The following is a 17,358-nucleotide window of genomic DNA, read 5'->3' as shown; positions in this document are numbered from 1 at the left end:
ACGGAAGCACCCGCCCGCGGTGTGGCGATAAAGAGGAAGGAAGCCGATGAAGGCTTTGTACAAGTCAGGCCCCCAGGCCGGTTTCGAGCTGGTGGACCGGCCCGAACCGGAAGCCGGTCCGGCCGACGTAAAAATCCGTGTGATGACCACCGGTATCTGCGGCACCGACCTCCACATCCAGTCCTGGGACGCCTGGGCGCAGGGCATCATCGAGGCACCCCTGATCGCCGGCCACGAGTTCTACGGCGAAGTGGTGGCTGTGGGCGTGGACGTCCGCGACGTGAAAGTGGGCGACCGGGTATCCGGCGAAGGCCACGTGGTGTGCGGCATCTGCCGCAACTGCCGCGCGGGCCGCCGCCAGATGTGCATTCACACCGTCAGCGTGGGCGTGCAGCGCGACGGCGCCTTTGCCGAATACGTGGTGATCCCGGAAACCAACGTCTGGGTCCATCACGATCCGTCCATCACCCCCGAGCTCGGCGCCATCTTCGACCCCTTCGGCAACGCCGTGCACACCGCCCTGAGCTTCCCGCTGGTGGGCGAGGACGTCCTGATCACCGGCGCCGGGCCCATCGGCCTGATGGCCATCGCCGTCGCCCGGCACGCAGGGGCCCGCAAGATCGCCATCACGGACGTGTCCGGACCCCGCCTGGAGCTGGCCCGCACCCTCGGCGCGGACCTGGCCATCGACGTCTCCACCACCCGGGTCCGCGACGCCCAACGTGCGCTCGGCCTGCGCGAGGGCTTCGACATCGGCATGGAAATGTCCGGCCATCCCACGGCGCTGCCGGAGATGATCGAGAACATGAACCACGGTGGCCGGATCGCCATGCTGGGCCTGCCCAGCCAGGACATCACCATTGACTGGGCCAAGGTGGTCACGCACATGCTCACCCTCAAGGGCATCTACGGCCGCGAAATGTACGAGACCTGGTACGCCATGAGCGCCATGCTCTCCTCCAACCCCGTGCTCCACGCCGGCATCTCCGCCGTGGTGACGGACACCCTGCCCGCCACGGACTGGGAAAAAGGCTTTGACCTGGCCCGCAGCGGTTCCGGTGGCAAAGTTGTCCTCGACTGGACCCAACTCTAAGGAAACCCCATGTACTCCGCCATCAAGGACCAGCTGGCCACCGAGCTGGACAGCCTCCGCACCGCCGGGCTGTTCAAGACCGAGCGCAGCATCAACTCGCCGCAGTCCAGCCACATCACTGCAGCCCGGATCGGGGAACAGGGCGCCGCCGTCCTTAACTTCTGCGCCAACAACTACCTGGGCCTGGCCGACCACCCGGACATCATCACGGCCGCCAAGACCGCCATGGACGAGCGCGGTTTCGGCATGGCCAGCGTCCGCTTCATCTGTGGCACCCAGGACCTGCACCTGGAACTCGAAGCCAGGGTCTCCCGCTTCCTGGGCACCGAGGACACCATCCTGTTCTCCAGCTGCTTCGACGCCAACGGCGGTGTGTTCGAGTCCCTGTTCGGACCCGAGGACGCCATCATCTCCGATGCCCTCAACCACGCCTCGATCATCGACGGCATCCGGCTCTGCAAAGCCCGCCGTTACCGCTACGCCAACCAGGACATGGCCGAGCTCGAAGCCCGGCTGCAGGAGGCAGGCGACGCACGGCGCCGGATCATCGTCACGGACGGCGTCTTCTCCATGGACGGCTACCTCGCCCCGCTGGCTGCCATCTGCGACCTGGCCGAGCGCTACGACGCCCTGGTGATGGTGGACGACTCGCACGCCGTGGGCTTTATGGGCGGCACCGGCGCGGGTACGCCCGAGCATGCCGGCGTCTCCGACCGGGTGGACATCTACACGGGCACATTCGGCAAGGCCCTGGGTGGCGCCTCCGGCGGATACGTCTCGGGCCGCGCCGAAGTGGTGGCCATGCTCCGGCAGAAGGCCCGCCCCTACCTGTTCTCCAACTCCCTGGCGCCGGCGATCGTGGCCGCCACCATCAAGGCACTTGACCTGGTGGAAACCTCCGCTGACCTGCGGACCAGATTGTTCGCCAATGCGGAGCTGTTCCGCCGCCGGATGACGGAGGAGGGCTTCGAGCTCCTCCCCGGCGAGCACGCGATTGTGCCGGTGATGTTTGGTGACGCCGTCCTCGCGGCGAAGGTGGCGGACCGGATGCTGGCCCACGGAGTTTTCGTCACGGCCTTCAGCTTCCCGGTGGTTCCACGCGGTGCCGCAAGGATCCGCGTGCAGCTCTCGGCGTCGCATTCAGCGGCCGACGTCGAAGCGTGCGTGGGTGCGTTCGTCGCCAGCCGTGCCGCAGTAGCAGGCTAAGCCCGGCGCCGCCGGCAGCCGCCAACTCTGCAAGGATGGTGCCATGGCAGCACATTACGATGTCCTGATTGTTGGCGGCGGCATCGCCGGGCTTTCCCTGGCGGCCGCGCTGGCGGATCACTGCACGGTGGCGCTGGTGGAGGCGGAGCAGGAGCTGGCTTACCACACGTCCTCCCGCTCCGCCCGGCAGCTGATCCCCAGTTACGGCCCGCCGGTGGTGCAGGAACTGACTATGCGGACCCTGGAACTCATCGCCGCCCGGGACGCCGGGCAGCCCGTGCCGGTCCTGACGCCGCGCAGTTTTCTGCTGGTCGGCACCGAAGTCCTGGTTGCGGCCGGGGCAAGCGGACACATGGTGCCGGTGACACCGGACCAGGCGCTGGAGCTTTGTCCTGCCCTGGTCCCCGGCAGCTTCGAAGCCGCCGGGCTGGATACAGGCTCCTACGGCTGCGACGCGCCCCTGCTGCTGGCAGGCCACCGGCAGGCAGCCTTGGCCGCGGGGGCGGAGATCATCACCGGCGCACGCGTGCACTCAGCCCAGCGCCTGGGAACCGGCTGGCAGGTCGGCGCCGGCACGGAGGCCTTCGCAGCCACTGTGGTGGTCAACGCGGCCGGCGCCTGGGCCGATGAGCTGGCCGTCATCAGCGGCGTGGAGAAGCTGGGCCTGCAGCCCTACCGCCGCACCGCAGCGATTGCCGCCGTCGGCCGTTCCCTGCCCGCCGGCAGCCCCATGGTGGCCGCCGCGGATGACTCGTACTATTTCCGGCCCGACGGCGGCGACGTGCTGATTTCGCCGTCCGAGACAGTGCCCAGCGGCCCCGAGGACGCACAACCGCGCCCCGGCGATGTGGAAAACCTGGTGGCCCTCCTCAACCGGGTGACGTCGCTGGGCATTACCGGCGTACGCCGCGCGTGGACCGGGCTCCGGACCGAGGCTGCCGACGGCATCCCCGTGGCCGGGTTCGACGCGGAGGCCGCCGGGTTCTACTGGCTCGCCGGGCAAGGCGGGTACGGGTTCCAAACATCTGCCGCCATGGCCGAACTTGCCGCGGGGCAGATCCTGGCGCACCTGGGCGGCCGCCCAGGTCCGGAATCCCGGACAGCACGGGCGCTTGCAGCCACCCGCTGGTCCGTGCGGCGCTGAAGAATGATTCCATGAGCACCCTGATCACCAACATCGCCGAGCTGATGACCCAGGACCTGGACCACCGCGTCCTCAAGGACGCCGCCCTGGTGCTCGAGGGGGAGCGGATCGCCTGGCTGGGCCCCGCCGCGCACGCCCCTGCAGCGGACCAGGCGGTGGACGCCGGTGGCCGGGCCGTGCTGCCCGGCTGGGTGGACTCCCACACCCATCTTCTTTTCGCCGGCGACCGGACAGCCGAGTTCGAAGCCAGGATGGCGGGGGAAGCGTATGCCGCCGGCGGCATCGCCGTGACCATGGCCGCCACCCGGGCCACCGGCGACTACGACCTGACGCGGCTGGCAATGGGCAGGGTGGCCGAGGCCGTCGCCCAGGGCACCACCTACCTGGAGACGAAGACCGGCTACGGGCTGGACATCGACCACGAAGCCCGCAGCGCTCGGATCGCCTCCACCGTGGCGGACCAGGTGACCTACCTCGGCGCGCACCTGGTGCCGGCCGGCCAGGATCCGGAGGCCTACACGGACCTGGTCTGCGGGCCGATGCTGGCCGCCGTCCTGCCCTATGTGCAATGGGCGGACGTGTTTTGTGAGGAAGGTGCCTTCACGGCGGAGCAGTCACGCCGGGTGCTGCTTGCGTGCCGCGATGCCGGGCTGGGCCTGCGGGTCCACGGAAACCAGCTGGGGGAGGGGCCCGGGGTGCGGCTCGCCGTCGAGATGGGCGCCGCCAGCGTGGACCACGTCAATTACCTGGCCTGCGCCGACATCGAGGCCCTGGCCGGAACCTGGGCCGGCTGGGATCCTGGAAGCGGCACGGGACAGCGGGGAACGGTGGCCACCTGCCTGCCCGCCTGCGACCTCTCCACCCGCCAGCCGCTGGCGCCCGCCCGCGGACTCCTGGACGCCGGCGTCCAGGTGGCGCTCGCCTCAAACGCCAACCCCGGCACGTCCTACACCAGCTCCATGGCCTTCTGCGTCACCACGGCGGTGCTGCAGATGGGCCTCAGCGTCCACGAAGCCGTCCGCGCCGCCACCTACGGCGGGGCCCTCGCCCTGCACCGGGACACCGGCAGCGACGCCGACGGCCAGCGCGCCGTGGGATCCCTCGCCGTGGGGCACCGGGCGGACCTGCACGTCCTCAACGCGCCGTCCGCCACGCACCTCGCCTACCGACCGGGGATGCCGTTGACGTACGCTGTGTGGCGGGCCGGACGCCGCGAGCGCTAATACTGCCGCGAAATTGACGTTTTATGATCGTTTAGGGTCTGTTATGATCATAAAACGTCATCATGTGCGATGGCTCAAGCACTTTGGAGGCCTTCCGCATGACCCGTACCGACCGCCTGACGGCCATCCTTGACCTGTTGGCCCGGACCGGCCAGGTGGAAGTGGACGAGATCGTTACCACCCTTGCGGTTTCCCCGGCCACGGCCCGCCGCGACCTGGACAGCCTGGCGAAGCGCCGGCTGCTGACCCGGACGCGGGGCGGCGCCACCACCGGCGCCCTGGCCTACGACCTTCCCGGCCGGTACAACCGTGACGACCACGGCCAGGCCAAGGAACAGATCGCCCAGGCCGCATCTGCGCTGGTCCGCCCCGGTGCGGTGATCGGCCTGTGCGGCGGGACCACCAGCACTGCCCTAGCGCAGATCCTGGCCACGCGGGAAGACCTCAATGCTCCCGCGAACCAGCACACACTGACGGTGGTCACGAACGCCATCAACATCGCCGGCCAGCTCGCCGTGCGGCCCAACATCAAGGTCATGGTGACCGGGGGCATCCTCAACCCGCGCTCCTATGAGCTGGTGGGCCCGTATACGGACATCATCATGCAGAAGGTGGTGCTGGACATCGCCTTCATCGGCGTCAACGGCATCGACCCGGAGGTGGGTCCCACCAACACGGGCGAAGGGGAGGCCTCCGTCAACGCGCTGCTTGCCAGCCGGGCCCGGATTTCGTATGTCCTGGCCGACTCGTCGAAGGTGGGCGTGCGGGCCTTTGCCACGATGGACGGCTACAACTTCACCCGCCTGATCACGGACGCCGGGATCTCGCCGCGGGACAAGGCCGCGTTTGAAGCCAACGGCACCGAAGTGATCGTCGCTCCCGGATAAAGGGCCGCCGGCCCACGGGGACCACCGGGATCCAGTGCCGGCCGGGGCGGTCAGCCCGGATCCAGCAACAGCAGGCAAAATGGGTACATGCTGGTTCCCTCCCGCCGCAGGCTGCGGCTCGAAGTCTGGATTGTCCTGGGGTTGTCCCTGGGACAATCCGCCGTCTATTCCGTGGTGCAGCTGCTGGACAAGCTGTCCCGCGCGCCGCTGGTGGAGGGCACCTCAACCCTGAACCGCTCGCAAAGTACCCGGGAATACTTCGACCTGACCTACCAGCTGCTGGACATCGCCTTTGCCCTGGTGCCGGTCCTCCTGGTGATCTACTTCCTGACCGACCAGCGCCAGGCGGCACCTGCCGGACCCGGCAACCCGCCGGTCATCGGCGGCGCCAACGCCTCCCGCCACACGGGCTCCGCTTTCCGGCAGCTTGGCTTCACCTTCGACAGGCCCGGCCGCGACCTGCTCCAGGGCCTCGGCCTGGCCGCCCTGATCGGCATCCCATCACTGGGCCTCTACGCCGCCGGGCGGGCGCTGGGCATCACCACCGCCATCATCCCCAGCGCCCTGGATGCCTACTGGTGGACCGTTCCGGTGCTGATCCTCTCCGCCGTCCGGCACGGCATTGTGGAAGAGGTCATTGTGGTGGGGTACCTGATGAACCGCTTCGGCAAGTTCGGCTGGAGCCTGCCGGTGTCCATCGCGGCCAGTGCGCTGCTGCGTGGCAGCTACCACCTTTACCAGGGCTTCGGGCCCTTCATCGGGAACGTGGTGATGGGCGTTGTCTTCGCGTGGCTCTACACCCGGACCAAACGCGTGATGCCGTTGGTCATCGCGCACGCGCTGCTCGACATTGTGGCGTTTGTCGGCTTCAGCCTGTTTGGCAAGGCGGTGGGGCTGGGCTGACCGTCCCGGGCCTCATGCCTGCCCGCGGTGGCGGGCGGCCGCCGTCGTCCGGTTGATGCTTTTGCCGCTCAATGATTCGGCCGCCATCAGCAGGTGACGCCGTTGTCAGCTGCTGATGGCGGTCGAAGGGTGGGTGGGCGCGGACGCCCGGAAGCACCGGACCCGGCGCAGGCCGGATCCGGTGCGGCGGAGGATCAGATGGTGACTGCGCCGTTGGCGGTTTCGAAGGTGACCGAGAGGATTCCGGGCGTGCCGTGCGGGGCAACCCAATCCACTGCAACATCCTCGAGCGGCTTCTCCACCGGTTCGCCCAGCCATTCGGTGACCCGCTCGGCGGAACCGGCGATGGTCAGGCAGCTCATCTTAACGTTGCCTTCGTAGGCGTTGGACGGGTGCAGGGAGGGGTCGCCCTCCCACTTCAGCATGTAGGGCACCTGGGGATCCGCGATGAGGCCCAGGATGCCGATCTGCTTCCAGACCAGTTCGCGGCCGTCAGGGAACTTGCGGTTGCCGTTGACGGAAGACCGGCCCAGCCGCTCCTCGAAAGGGGCAAGGTCGTCCACTTCGACGCACCAGCCCATCCAGCCGCCACCGGCTTCGGAGCGGGCGCGGACAGCCTGCCCGAAAGGCGCCTTGTCCGAGGCGGGGTGCGCCAGAACCTCCACCACCTCAAGGTACTTGTGGCCCGCGAGGGGAATGATCATGTTCCGGGTTCCGAAACGGGGATGCACCCCGCCCTTGACGGCTTCCACACCCAGGGCGGAAGCGATTCGTTCGGTGGTGGCCGCCAGGCCATCCTGTTCACAGGCGTAAGAGACGTGATCCATGCGCATGCCAACATCTTGGCACTTTGTGATCCGCCTCTCAGCTAAGGCTTGCCTTACATGATTTTTCCGCTGGGCGGAGTTCCTGTTGTGGCCCGGCAACGGGGCCGTGGGACCATGTTCGTCACAATCCTGTACCGCGCTCCCGGACAGTTCCTACACTGGGCACAGGTCATGAGTGCCAGCATCAAGCCCCGGCTCGCTGGCCGGCAACCCTCCACCCGCGGTGGGGTGCCCCGGGTGAGGACCTGGCTGTCCGGCACCGGCCGGATGGCAAGCGCGGCCCGTGCTGCTTCCTGCATGCCGGGCCCCTGTGAAGTGGAGCCAAAGATGTCCAACGGATGGTCGTTTGAAACCCGCCAGATCCATGCAGGCCAGGAACCGGACAGCGCCACCGGCGCCCGGGCCCTGCCCATCTACCAGACCACCTCGTTTGTGTTCCCCAGCGCCGAAAGCGCGGCCAACAGGTTCGCCCTGGCCGAACTCTCGCCCATCTACACCCGCATCGGCAACCCCACCCAGGACGCCGTGGAGCAGCGGATCGCCAGCCTGGAAGGCGGCCTCGCGGCCCTCCTGCTCAGCTCCGGGCAGGCCGCCGAGACGTTCGCGGTCCTGAACATCGCCGAGGCCGGCGACCACATCGTGGCCAGCCCCAGCCTTTACGGCGGGACCTACAACCTCTTCGCCCACACCCTGAAGAAGTTCGGCATCACCGTGACGTTTGTGGCGGACCCGGACAACCTGGACCAGTGGCGCGACGCCGTGCAGCCCAACACCAAGCTGTTCTTCGGCGAGGTGGTATCCAACCCGCGCCAGGACGTTTTGGACATCGAGGGCATTTCCGGGGTGGCGCACCAGGCGGGAGTGCCGCTGATCGTGGACAACACGCTGTCCACCCCGTACCTGATCCGGCCGCTGGAGTGGGGCGCGGACATCGTCCTGCACTCGGCCACGAAGTACCTGGGCGGACACGGCGCCGCCATCGCCGGCGTGATCGTGGACTCGGGCAAGTTCGACTTCACCAGGGAACCGGAGAAGTTCCCCGGCTTCAACACCCCGGACCCCACCTACAACGGCCTGGTCTACGGCCGCGACCTGGGTGCCGACGGCGCCCTGGGTGCCAACCTGTCCTACATCCTGAAGGCCCGCGTGCAGCTGCTGCGTGACCTGGGCTCCGCCGTGTCACCGTTCAACGCGTTCCTGATCGCCCAGGGCCTGGAAACCCTGAGCCTGCGGGTGGAGCGGCATGTCTCCAACGCCATTGAGGTGGCCCGTTGGCTCGAGGCGCGGGACGACGTCGAATCCGTTGCCTACGCCGGCCTGCCCTCCAGCCCCTGGTTTGAGCGCGGCCAAAAGTACGGGCCGCGGGGCACCGGGGCGATCGTGGCCTTCAACCTCGCCGGCGGGGCCGCGGCCGGCCAGCGTTTTGTCGATGCGCTGGAACTGCACTCCCATGTGGCCAACATCGGCGATGTCCGGTCGCTGGTGATCCACCCCGCGTCCACCACCCACAGCCAGCTGTCCCCTGAGCAGCAGGCCGTTGCCGGGGTCACGCCGGGCCTGGTCCGGTTGTCCGTGGGACTGGAACACATCGATGACATCCTGGCCGACCTGGAAGCAGGTTTCCGGGCGGCCAAGGCGGCAGCAGGTTCCTGACCGGACCCTAACGGACCGGCTGCCTTTGGGCCGGGGCAAGTCACAACCAGTCACACTCTTGGCCCGGGGTGGGGTGTTCTTCGTACACTCGAACAAGGTCATGAGTGCCAGTGACAGCCCCGGCTTGCTGGCCGGCAACCCTCCTTCCGCGGTGGGGTGCCCCGGGTGAAGACCTGGCCTGCCGGTCATTCGACGGCAGGCAAGCGCGTAGAAGAGGTCTTGCCATGACGGTTACCGTCGCCCGTACCACCGTTCCCGAACACGGGATTGTCCGCTTCGCCTCCGTAGGGGCCCTGGAACTTGAAGCCGGCGGATACCTGCCGGACGTCACCCTGGCCTACGAAACGTGGGGCACCCTGAACGCCGACGGCAGCAACGCCATCCTGATCGAGCATGCCCTGACCGGCAGCACCCACGTTGCCCGCGGCGACAGCGACGAGCCCGGCTGGTGGGAACAGCTGGCCGGTCCGGGCGCACCCGTGGACACGGACCGGTTTTTTGTGGTGTCCATCAACATTGTGGGCGGCTGTTACGGGTCCACGGGACCGTCCTCAGCCGCGCCGGACGGCGGCCCGTGGGGTTCCCGGTTTCCGCTGGTGACCCTGCGGGACAGCACCGTGGCCGAAGCCAGGCTCGCAGACCAGCTGGGCATCCGCAGCTGGTTCGCCGTCCTGGGCGGCTCCATGGGCGGTGCGCGTGCCTTGGAATGGGCGGTGACCTACCCGGAGCGGGTGCAGCGGTGCGCCGTCATCGCCGTCGGTGCGGCGAGCACCGCAGAGCAGATCGCGTTTGCGCAGGCGCAGACGCTGGCCATCCGCCAGGATGCCAACTTCCAGGGCGGCGACTACTACGGCGGCCCGTTCCCCGGGGACGGTCTGGCCCTGGCCCGGCGCATCGCCCACATCACCTACCGGTCCGCCGCGGAACTCGAAGGCCGGTTCGGCCGGCAGGCGCAGGCCGCCGAAACACCGGTCCGCGCGGATTCGCTGGCCGCCCGGGGCCGCTACCAGGTGGAAAGCTACCTGGACCACCAAGGCAACAAACTGGTCCAGCGGTTCGACGCCAACAGCTACATCGCGCTCACCGAGGCACTCATGAGCCATGACGTCACCCGCAACCGGGGCACGCTGGCGCAGGCGCTGGACGTGCCGGGAGTCCGGTTTTTTGTCGCAGCCGTCGACTCGGACCGGCTGTACTTCCCTGCGCAGTCCTACGAGCTGGCGGCGGCGCTGCCGGGCGAGGTGGACGTCCACCTGATCCAGGCGCCGATCGGGCACGACGGCTTCCTGACCGAGATCGGCCAGCTGGGGGCGCAGCTGCGGGCATCGTTCCTCGTCTAGTCGGGCTACCCCGGCCGGGTTGGTCAGCCCTTCATGATCTCGCCACGGCGGGTCATGTACTCCTCCATGGAGAGCTCACCGTTGCTGTACTGCTGGTCCAGTTCGGCGAGTTTGCGGGCCCGGAAGCCCTGCGGGGCCGACGGCGGCGGGGGAGTGGCGGGCGCCTGCGGCTGTTCCGGAGCGGGCTGGCCGGGCTGACCCGGGTACCCGCCCTGGCCGGGTTGTGCGGGGTAACCGGGCTGGCCCGGGTACCCGCCCTGGTGCGGGGCCTGCGGCCGGCCGAACGGGTCAGGCAGCGGCTGCGGCCGGTCGATGGGCTGCGGCGCGTCGATCTGGCGGAAACCGCCGCCGTAGTAGTCCTGCTGGGTGTAGCCGTCGCGGGGCTGGTTGTTCTGCGGTCCGGGGCCGCCGGGGAACTGGTTGGGATAGCGGCCGGAGAAGCTCTGGTCCTGGTTCCGGCGGGCCACTGACTTCCGGTACATCCGCATGCCCATGGGGATGACAAAGGACAGGATGATGATCCAGAAAAACAGGTTGCTCACGGTGCCGCGCCTCTCGTGTGTGTCCTCCCAGCTTAGCCGGGGCGCGCCGGATGAGGGTGCGCCGGAAGGAATCCGCGCACCTCAACCAGAACCGACGGGAAGGGCAGGCTACTCCGCTGTGGCTGCCGTGGTCCCCAGCGGACCTTCGCCGGACCCCAACGGGACGCCCGGGCCAAAGGCGGGACCCGGCGTCGGGCGTTTTGCGGTGATGCCATCGCCGGAGGACTGGTGGCGCAGCCGGCGCAGGACCCACGGGACGAAATATTCGCGGGCCCACACCAGGTCCCCGCTCCGGGCTTCCCGCCATGTGCTGGGCGGCAGCGGTTTCGGGTGCAGGGGTTCGAGGGTGTGCTCGACGTTGAGTGAGTCCAGCACCATCGCGGCGATGGTGTGGTGGCCCACCGGCGAGAAGTGCAGCCGGTCCTGGTCCCACATCTGCGGATCGCGGAGCTGCCGCAGGGACCACATATCCGCAATAACGGCGTCATGCCGGGCGGCTATGGTGCGGAGGTTCTCGTTGTAGATGGCCACCTTGGACCGGATCCGGCCCAGCACCGACGAACCCGTATCCGGGCCGTTGAACAACACCACCGTGGCACCGTTCATGGCCAGGATCTGCACCACGGAATCAAGTTTCCCGGCCAGCGCATCCGGATCGCCGCCGCGCCGCAGGAGGTCGTTGCCGCCCGCGGACAGGGTCACCAGGTCCGGGCGGAGGGCCAGGGCCGGTGCCAGCTGCTGGTCCACGATCTGCTGCAGGAGCCGGCCGCGGACGGCGAGGTTTGCGTAGGCGAAGTCCTTCTGCGTGCGGCCAAGTTCCTCCGCCACCCGGTCCGCCCAGCCGCGGAACCCGCCGGGGGACGAGGGCTCGGGATCGCCGATGCCCTCCGTAAAGGAATCGCCCAGGGCTACATACCGGGTCCAGGGGTGCGATTCGGTCCGGGGGTGCGGGGTCTGGCTGGCGTTTGTGTCACTCACGTTCCTATCCTGCCTTCTGCTGCGCTGGCTACGCCAACGTAGGTTGTTACTTTCGGGTAACTGTAAGAATGGAAACCATGACTGATGCTTCTGTATTTCCTGCCCCCGTTGTCCAGTGGTCCCACCCCGAGGACCAGCGTGCGGGCAAGCCGTTGCTGGTGCTGCTCCACGGCTACGGCGCCAACGAACAGGACCTGATGGGCCTGGCCGACATGCTGCCGGCAGGATTCGCCATCGCCTCGGTCCGTGCACCCCTCGCCATGGGCCAGGGCTACACCTGGTTCCCGCTGACGGCGTCCATCGAGTACACGCTGGAGCGCGTCACCGAGGCGTCCGCCTATGTGCAGGAGTGGATCGACGGGATCCGGCCACACCACCCGTCAGTGACACTGCTGGGCTTTTCCATGGGCATGGCCATGGCCACCACGCTCCTGCGGCAGCGGCCGCAGGACTATGCGGCCGTCGTCGGGCTGTCCGGTTTTGCGGTCGACGCCGGCGCAGACCCCTCATTCCACGACGCCGACCTGCAGGGCACCGTGCCGTTCTTCTGGGGCCGGGACCAGCAGGACCCGGTGATCACCGCGGACAAGATCGACTTCACCATGGGCTGGGTCCGCAAACACGTCAAGCTCACCAAGGTGCTGTACACGGGCATGTGGCACGGCATCAACCAGCAGGAAATCGGGCACGTGGGAGAATTCCTCACCCATGAGGTGCTCAACAAGCAGGACTGACGACGGCGGCCGGCCAGTCCCGGAGCACCTCAGCGGGTCGTGCCGCCCGCGATCAGCCCGCCGTAAGCCCGCCGCTTCCCGCCGTCAGCCGGCCGCTTCCGGTCAGTCCGCTGCGGGGGCGCTGACCCGGACGGTTTGCCCGTTCACGGTGACGGTGTCGCCGTTGTGGAGCTGGCGGCCGCGGCGGTCATCGATCTCGCCGTTCACCTTGACCAGCCCGTTCTTCACCACTTCGGCGGCCTCAACACCGTCTTCCACCAGGTTGGCAAGCTTCAGCAGCTGGCCCAGGCGGATCATGCTGTCGCGGATGGGGATGTCCTCTACGGGGTTGCTCATACAGCAATAATGCCTGACGTAAGGTGGATCCAATGACCTCACCCTCCCGCCTGCCGCTCCTGGCGGGCCTCCCGCTTGCGGTGCTGGCCGGCCTCGCCATCCCCGCCCAGGGCCGCATCAACGGGGCGCTGGCCACCCGCCTGGATGACGGCGTCGCCGCGTCCGTGGTGAGCTTCAGCACAGGCCTGCTGGTGATGCTCCTCATCTCGGTGCTGCTGCCCCGGGGCCGGGCCGGGCTGGCCCGGATCCTGCCGGCCGTCCGCACCCGCGCCTTCCCGCGCGTCTACGTTATGGCCGGCGGGATCGGGGCCATCTTTGTCTTCGCCCAGTCATTCACGGTGGGCATCCTGGGCGTGGCGCTGTTCACGGTGGCCACGGTGACAGGCCAGACCCTCAGCGGGCTGCTGGTGGACCGGCTGGGCATCGGCCCCGCAGGCCGCAAATCCATCACCGGCATCCGCGTGGTGGGCTGCGTGCTGACCATCGCCGCCGTGGCCTGGGCGGTTTCGCCGAGGTTCGCCGGCGGCCCGGGAGCGGCCGACGCCGGCGGGCTGGTCCTGCCGCTGCTGCTGCCCCTGCTGGCCGGGTTCCTGATGAGCTTCCAGCAGGCCATGAACGGCACCGCCACCGTCCACTACGGAACACCCATCGCCGCCACCCTGGTGAACTTCGTGGCCGGCTGCGCCGTGCTGTGGACCGTGTACGGCATCAAGGTGGCAGTGGCCGGGGCCGGGAACCCGCTGCCGGTCGAGTGGTGGTACTACGTGGGCGGACCCATGGGCTGCGTTTTCATCGGTGTGGGCGCGCTCCTGGTGCGCAGCCTGGGTGTGCTGGTCACCGGCCTGGGCATGATCGCCGGCCAGCTGCTGGGGTCCCTGGCCCTGGACGTGGCGCTGCCCGCACCGGGCTCCGTTGTGGCTCCGGCCACCGTCCTGGGAACTGTCCTCACCCTGGGGGCCATCATCCTGGCCACCCTGCCCTGGCCGCGGGGCGCGCTCCGCAGGCAGGGCCGGTAGGCTGGGACACGCAGCTTTCTGCAACATTTTCCTTCATCCAATCCGCCGGAAACCCGTGGTGCCCCACCACCGGAGTGCCGGCACCGAAAAAACCGCGGACCGCACCCAGCGGCCCTGTAGAAACTGGAGTTCCCCATGGCAGCAAAATCCGTTCTTGACCAGGTCATTTCCCTCTCCAAGCGGAGGGGCTTCGTGTTCCAGGCCGGTGAGATCTACGGAGGTTCGCGTTCTGCCTGGGACTACGGGCCCCTCGGCGCCGAACTGAAGGAAAACATCAAGCGCCAGTGGTGGCAGTCGATGGTCCGCGGCCGCGAGGATGTGGTGGGACTCGATTCCTCCGTCATCCTGCCCCGCCAGGTCTGGGAAGCCTCAGGCCACGTGGACGTCTTCTCCGATCCGCTGGTGGAGTGCCTTTCCTGCCACAAGCGCTACCGCGCAGACCACCTCGAGGAAGAGTACGAGGAGAAGAAGGGCCGGCCGGCGGAAAACGGCCTCAAGGACATTGCGTGCGCAAACTGCGGCACCCGCGGGGAATGGACCGCCCCGCAGGAATTCTCCGGCCTGCTCAAAACCTTTCTGGGCCCCGTCGCCAGCGAAGAGGGCATGCACTACCTGCGCCCCGAAACCGCGCAGGGCATCTTTGTGAACTTCAACAACGTGCTCACCACCGCCCGGAAGAAGCCGCCGTTCGGCATCGGCCAGATCGGCAAGTCCTTCCGCAACGAGATCACGCCCGGCAACTTCATCTTCCGCACCCGCGAGTTCGAGCAGATGGAAATGGAGTTCTTTGTTGAGCCCGGCACTGACGAGGAATGGCACCGCTACTGGATGACGGAGCGGATGTCCTGGTACACCGGCCTGGGCATCAAGGAAGAGAACCTGCGCTTCTTCGAGCACCCGCTGGAAAAGCTCAGCCACTACTCCAAGGGCACCACCGACATTGAATACCGGTTCGGGTTCCAGGGCTCGGAGTGGGGCGAGCTTGAAGGCATCGCCAACCGCACCGACTTCGACCTGTCCACCCATGCCAAGGCCTCCGGCACGGACCTGAGCTACTTCAACCAGGCCACCAATGAGCGTTACACGCCGTTTGTGATCGAGCCGGCCGCCGGCCTGACCCGGTCCTTCATGGCGTTCCTGGTGGATGCCTACACGGAGGACGAGGCCCCCAACGCCAAGGGCGGCGTGGACGTGCGCACCGTGCTGAAGCTCGACCCGCGCCTGGCGCCGGTCAAGGCCGCCGTGCTGCCGCTGAGCCGCAACGAGGATCTGTCCCCGAAGGCCAAGGCCCTGGGCGCGCAGCTGCGGAAGAACTGGAACATCGATTTCGACGACGCCGGCGCAATCGGCCGCCGCTACCGCCGCCAGGACGAGATCGGCACCCCGTTCTGCATCACCGTGGACTTCGACACCCTCGAGGACCAGGCCGTGACCATCCGCGAGCGGGACACCATGAGCCAGGAACGTGTGTCCCTGGACAAGGTGGAAGGCTACCTGGCCGCCCGCCTGATCGGCGCCTGAGCATGGCCATCGAATACCGCAGCTGGCGCGAAGGCGACGACCTGGCGCTCCTGGAACTCTGGGGCGGGCCCGAGACCCACCAGGCCCGGCAGTTCCGTGGCGCCCTGGCCGAGTCCTCGGCCGGGACCAACGGCACCCCGTGGCGGCGCTGCATCGTCGCCGAGGACGTGCTGGACGGCGTCGGGATCCCCGTGGCCGCCGGCGTGGTCTATGAAGCGTCCCTGCACCCGGAACGGCTGTGGACGTACGTCGAGGTGGCGCGCGACCATCGCCGCTCCGGCATCGGCGCCACGCTCCTGACCATGCTCCGCCGCGAAGCGGAGCAGTCGCCGTCGGGCGTTTCAAAGCTGCGCGCCAAAGTGGAGCCCGGCACCCCCGGTGCCGAATTCGCGGCAGCCTTCGGGCTGGCCTCCATCCAGCGGTCCCGCCTGGTGGTGGTGGAACCCGGCGCGCTGCGGCTTCCGGTGTTCCCTGAATCTGACAACGGCGCGGCCGGCGAAAACGCGGGTTCGGACGTGGTGATGGACCTGGCCACGGGCTCGGTGGAGCTCACCGACGTGGTGGGACGCTACTACACGGCCATCCACAGCTGGGACTCCCCGGGCGAGTTGTCAGTGGGCCAGGTGCAGAAGCTGTTCCTGGACGACCTCACCGGTGCGCACGGCGCCATTGTGCTGCGCGCTGAGCCGGGCTCGGCCTTCGGGCCGGGCGTGGCACCCACCCGGAAGGGCAAAATCCGGGCCTTCGCCGTCAGTTACGCGGCACCCACCCAGGACCCGGACGGCCGGCCGCTCGGCGACACCGGCGCGGCAACCGACGTTTTTGTTGGCCACGACCCGGCGCTGGAGGCCGCGGATGCTGCCGAAGCGGTCCGGGACATGCTGTCGCTGATCGCCTACCAGCACCCCGTGATGCTGGAACTGGACGATTCGATGACCGCCCTGCGGGCCGCCGTCGAGCCGCTCCTGGCGGGCGGAAAAGCCCGGCTGGCCGGACCGGAAACCCTGGTGGTCTCGGACTGATCCTGCCCTGCTGCCCCGGCCAACCGGTCGAAGCCAAGGGGCCGCGGAAAGAAATTTCCGCGGCCCCTTGCGTATCAGCAGGGCACGTCAGCAGGGCACCTCAGCGTGGACCGTCAGCGGGGACCACGACGGCGGCCCCTGGCTGCGTCCTCGGCGTCCAGCAGGGCCCGCTCGGCGTCGGACGGTGCTCCGCCGCCAAGATGGGCGGGCTGCCACCACGCACCAGGGCGGGCCGGCAACGGAAAGTCGTCAGTGCAGCGGTCGATGCCGGCCTGCAGCTCCTCCCGGAGCGCAGCAGTCGCCGCCTCGGCGTCTACCCCCGGCGCATACCGTACGGGTTCGCCCACCTGGACCCGGACCGGAGCCCGCCAGGTCCGCCGGGCCGAAAAACCGTGCCCGCGGGTGAGTAGCCGGTGCGCACCCCACACGGACACCGGGATCACGGGAACCCCGGCCTCCGCCGCCATCCGGACCACACCCGTCCTGCACTCCCGGACGGTGAAACTGCGGCTCACGCCGGCCTCCGGGAAAACCGCCAGGTATTCGCCGGCGCGGAGTTTGGCCACGGCGGCGTCGTAGGCGTCCTTACGCTCCGTGTATCCCACCACCACGTGCCCGGACGCGCTGATGGCCGGTCCGGCGAACCAGTGGTCGGCGGCGCCCTGGTGGATGAGGAACCGGAGCTGCGCCCGGGCGTGCTTCCACAGCAGCAGCTCAGCCACCGCGAAGTCCAGGTAGCCGAAATGCGTCACGGCAAACACCGCGCCGGTCCCGGGCCGGACCGGCCGGGACGCACCCAGCCGCGGGGCAGGTGCCGGCAGGTTCTCCTGGCCCGTGGTGATGATGCGGACCCTGAACGCGGCCCGCAGCGCCAGCCCGGTCCGCACCACCAGGCGGTAGAAGCGGTCACTCGGCGCCGGGCGCCACGGCATC

Annotated in this window: 17 protein-coding genes and 2 riboswitches; of the genes, 12 read left to right on the top strand and 5 right to left on the bottom strand. The window is 68.5% G+C overall.

Annotation, left to right across the window (positions count from 1 at the left end; genetic code table 11):
• Nucleotides 1-46 precede the first annotated feature (46 nt).
• The 6 genes from tdh (at nt 47) to QRN07_RS09435 (ending at nt 6,456) form a co-directional block, all read left to right on the top strand.
• Nucleotides 47-1,093 (top strand): L-threonine 3-dehydrogenase, encoded by a 1,047-nt coding sequence (tdh, locus tag QRN07_RS09460; RefSeq protein WP_285240920.1) that lies wholly within the window; start codon nt 47-49, stop codon nt 1,091-1,093.
• Nucleotides 1,094-1,102: 9 nt separating this feature from the next.
• Nucleotides 1,103-2,299, top strand: coding sequence for a glycine C-acetyltransferase (locus QRN07_RS09455; RefSeq protein ID WP_050685429.1), 1,197 nt, complete (start codon nt 1,103-1,105; stop codon nt 2,297-2,299).
• Between the two features lie 43 nt (nt 2,300-2,342).
• The gene (locus QRN07_RS09450; RefSeq protein ID WP_285240919.1) at nt 2,343-3,443 is read left to right on the top strand and encodes an NAD(P)/FAD-dependent oxidoreductase; all 1,101 of its coding nucleotides are present in this window, start codon (nt 2,343-2,345) and stop codon (nt 3,441-3,443) included.
• 11 nt (nt 3,444-3,454) lie between these two features.
• Nucleotides 3,455-4,666, top strand: a complete 1,212-nt coding sequence (locus tag QRN07_RS09445) for an amidohydrolase family protein (RefSeq protein WP_050685431.1) — start codon at nt 3,455-3,457, stop codon at nt 4,664-4,666.
• Between the two features lie 98 nt (nt 4,667-4,764).
• On the top strand, nt 4,765-5,553 hold the full coding sequence (locus tag QRN07_RS09440; protein WP_050685432.1) for a DeoR/GlpR family DNA-binding transcription regulator: 789 nt from the start codon (nt 4,765-4,767) through the stop codon (nt 5,551-5,553).
• A gap of 87 nt (nt 5,554-5,640) precedes the next feature.
• Nucleotides 5,641-6,456 carry a CPBP family intramembrane glutamic endopeptidase gene (locus QRN07_RS09435; RefSeq protein ID WP_050685433.1) on the top strand — a complete coding sequence of 272 codons (816 nt, stop codon included), beginning with the start codon at nt 5,641-5,643 and terminating at the stop codon, nt 6,454-6,456.
• Nucleotides 6,457-6,650: 194 nt separating this feature from the next.
• Here the strand turns inward: QRN07_RS09435 and QRN07_RS09430 are convergent, their stop codons facing one another.
• Complete coding sequence (locus QRN07_RS09430) at nt 6,651-7,289, bottom strand: VOC family protein (protein WP_050685434.1); 639 nt, start codon at nt 7,287-7,289, stop codon at nt 6,651-6,653.
• Nucleotides 7,290-7,450: 161 nt separating this feature from the next.
• Nucleotides 7,451-7,566: riboswitch (SAM riboswitch) on the top strand.
• Between the two features lie 44 nt (nt 7,567-7,610).
• On the opposite strand from QRN07_RS09430, the gene QRN07_RS09425 reads away from it, so the two are divergent.
• Nucleotides 7,611-8,936 (top strand): bifunctional o-acetylhomoserine/o-acetylserine sulfhydrylase, encoded by a 1,326-nt coding sequence (locus QRN07_RS09425; RefSeq protein WP_050685468.1) that lies wholly within the window; start codon nt 7,611-7,613, stop codon nt 8,934-8,936.
• A 96-nt stretch (nt 8,937-9,032) separates the two neighbouring features.
• Nucleotides 9,033-9,148, top strand: a riboswitch (SAM riboswitch).
• A 12-nt stretch (nt 9,149-9,160) separates the two neighbouring features.
• Nucleotides 9,161-10,276 carry a homoserine O-acetyltransferase MetX gene (metX, locus tag QRN07_RS09420; RefSeq protein WP_285240918.1) on the top strand — a complete coding sequence of 372 codons (1,116 nt, stop codon included), beginning with the start codon at nt 9,161-9,163 and terminating at the stop codon, nt 10,274-10,276.
• Between the two features lie 23 nt (nt 10,277-10,299).
• Here the strand turns inward: metX and QRN07_RS09415 are convergent, their stop codons facing one another.
• Both QRN07_RS09415 and QRN07_RS09410 read right to left on the bottom strand, forming a co-directional pair.
• Nucleotides 10,300-10,818 (bottom strand): hypothetical protein, encoded by a 519-nt coding sequence (locus QRN07_RS09415; RefSeq protein WP_056599007.1) that lies wholly within the window; start codon nt 10,816-10,818, stop codon nt 10,300-10,302.
• Nucleotides 10,819-10,926: 108 nt separating this feature from the next.
• Nucleotides 10,927-11,796: an SGNH/GDSL hydrolase family protein gene (locus QRN07_RS09410; RefSeq protein WP_050685437.1), complete on the bottom strand. Its 870-nt coding sequence runs from the start codon at nt 11,794-11,796 to the stop codon at nt 10,927-10,929.
• Nucleotides 11,797-11,873: 77 nt separating this feature from the next.
• Here QRN07_RS09410 and QRN07_RS09405 point away from each other — a divergent pair, with 77 nt between their 5' ends.
• Nucleotides 11,874-12,530 carry an alpha/beta hydrolase gene (locus QRN07_RS09405; protein WP_285240917.1) on the top strand — a complete coding sequence of 219 codons (657 nt, stop codon included), beginning with the start codon at nt 11,874-11,876 and terminating at the stop codon, nt 12,528-12,530.
• Nucleotides 12,531-12,632: 102 nt separating this feature from the next.
• On the opposite strand, the gene QRN07_RS09400 is transcribed toward QRN07_RS09405, so the two are convergent.
• Nucleotides 12,633-12,866 carry an RNA-binding S4 domain-containing protein gene (locus QRN07_RS09400; protein ID WP_050685439.1) on the bottom strand — a complete coding sequence of 78 codons (234 nt, stop codon included), beginning with the start codon at nt 12,864-12,866 and terminating at the stop codon, nt 12,633-12,635.
• Between the two features lie 32 nt (nt 12,867-12,898).
• Here QRN07_RS09400 and QRN07_RS09395 point away from each other — a divergent pair, with 32 nt between their 5' ends.
• The 3 genes from QRN07_RS09395 to QRN07_RS09385 all read left to right on the top strand — a co-directional run bounded on the left by QRN07_RS09395 (nt 12,899) and on the right by QRN07_RS09385 (nt 16,425).
• Complete coding sequence (locus QRN07_RS09395; protein ID WP_056599000.1) at nt 12,899-13,882, top strand: DMT family transporter; 984 nt, start codon at nt 12,899-12,901, stop codon at nt 13,880-13,882.
• A gap of 135 nt (nt 13,883-14,017) precedes the next feature.
• A complete protein-coding gene (locus QRN07_RS09390; protein WP_050685441.1) occupies nt 14,018-15,403 on the top strand; it encodes a glycine--tRNA ligase in 1,386 nt (461 codons plus the stop codon).
• Nucleotides 15,404-15,405: 2 nt separating this feature from the next.
• A complete protein-coding gene (locus tag QRN07_RS09385; RefSeq protein ID WP_050685442.1) occupies nt 15,406-16,425 on the top strand; it encodes a GNAT family N-acetyltransferase in 1,020 nt (339 codons plus the stop codon).
• 113 nt (nt 16,426-16,538) lie between these two features.
• Here QRN07_RS09385 and QRN07_RS09380 read toward each other — a convergent pair whose 3' ends face one another.
• Nucleotides 16,539-17,357 (bottom strand): lysophospholipid acyltransferase family protein, encoded by an 819-nt coding sequence (locus QRN07_RS09380; protein ID WP_050685443.1) that lies wholly within the window; start codon nt 17,355-17,357, stop codon nt 16,539-16,541.
• Between the last annotated feature and the right edge of the window lies 1 nt (nt 17,358).

This window comes from Pseudarthrobacter sp. MEB009 (assembly GCF_030208875.1).
Classification (GTDB): Bacteria; Actinomycetota; Actinomycetes; order Actinomycetales; family Micrococcaceae; genus Arthrobacter.
Note: the sequence above shows the minus strand (reverse complement) of the source record. Positions and strands in the feature narration are given on the sequence as shown.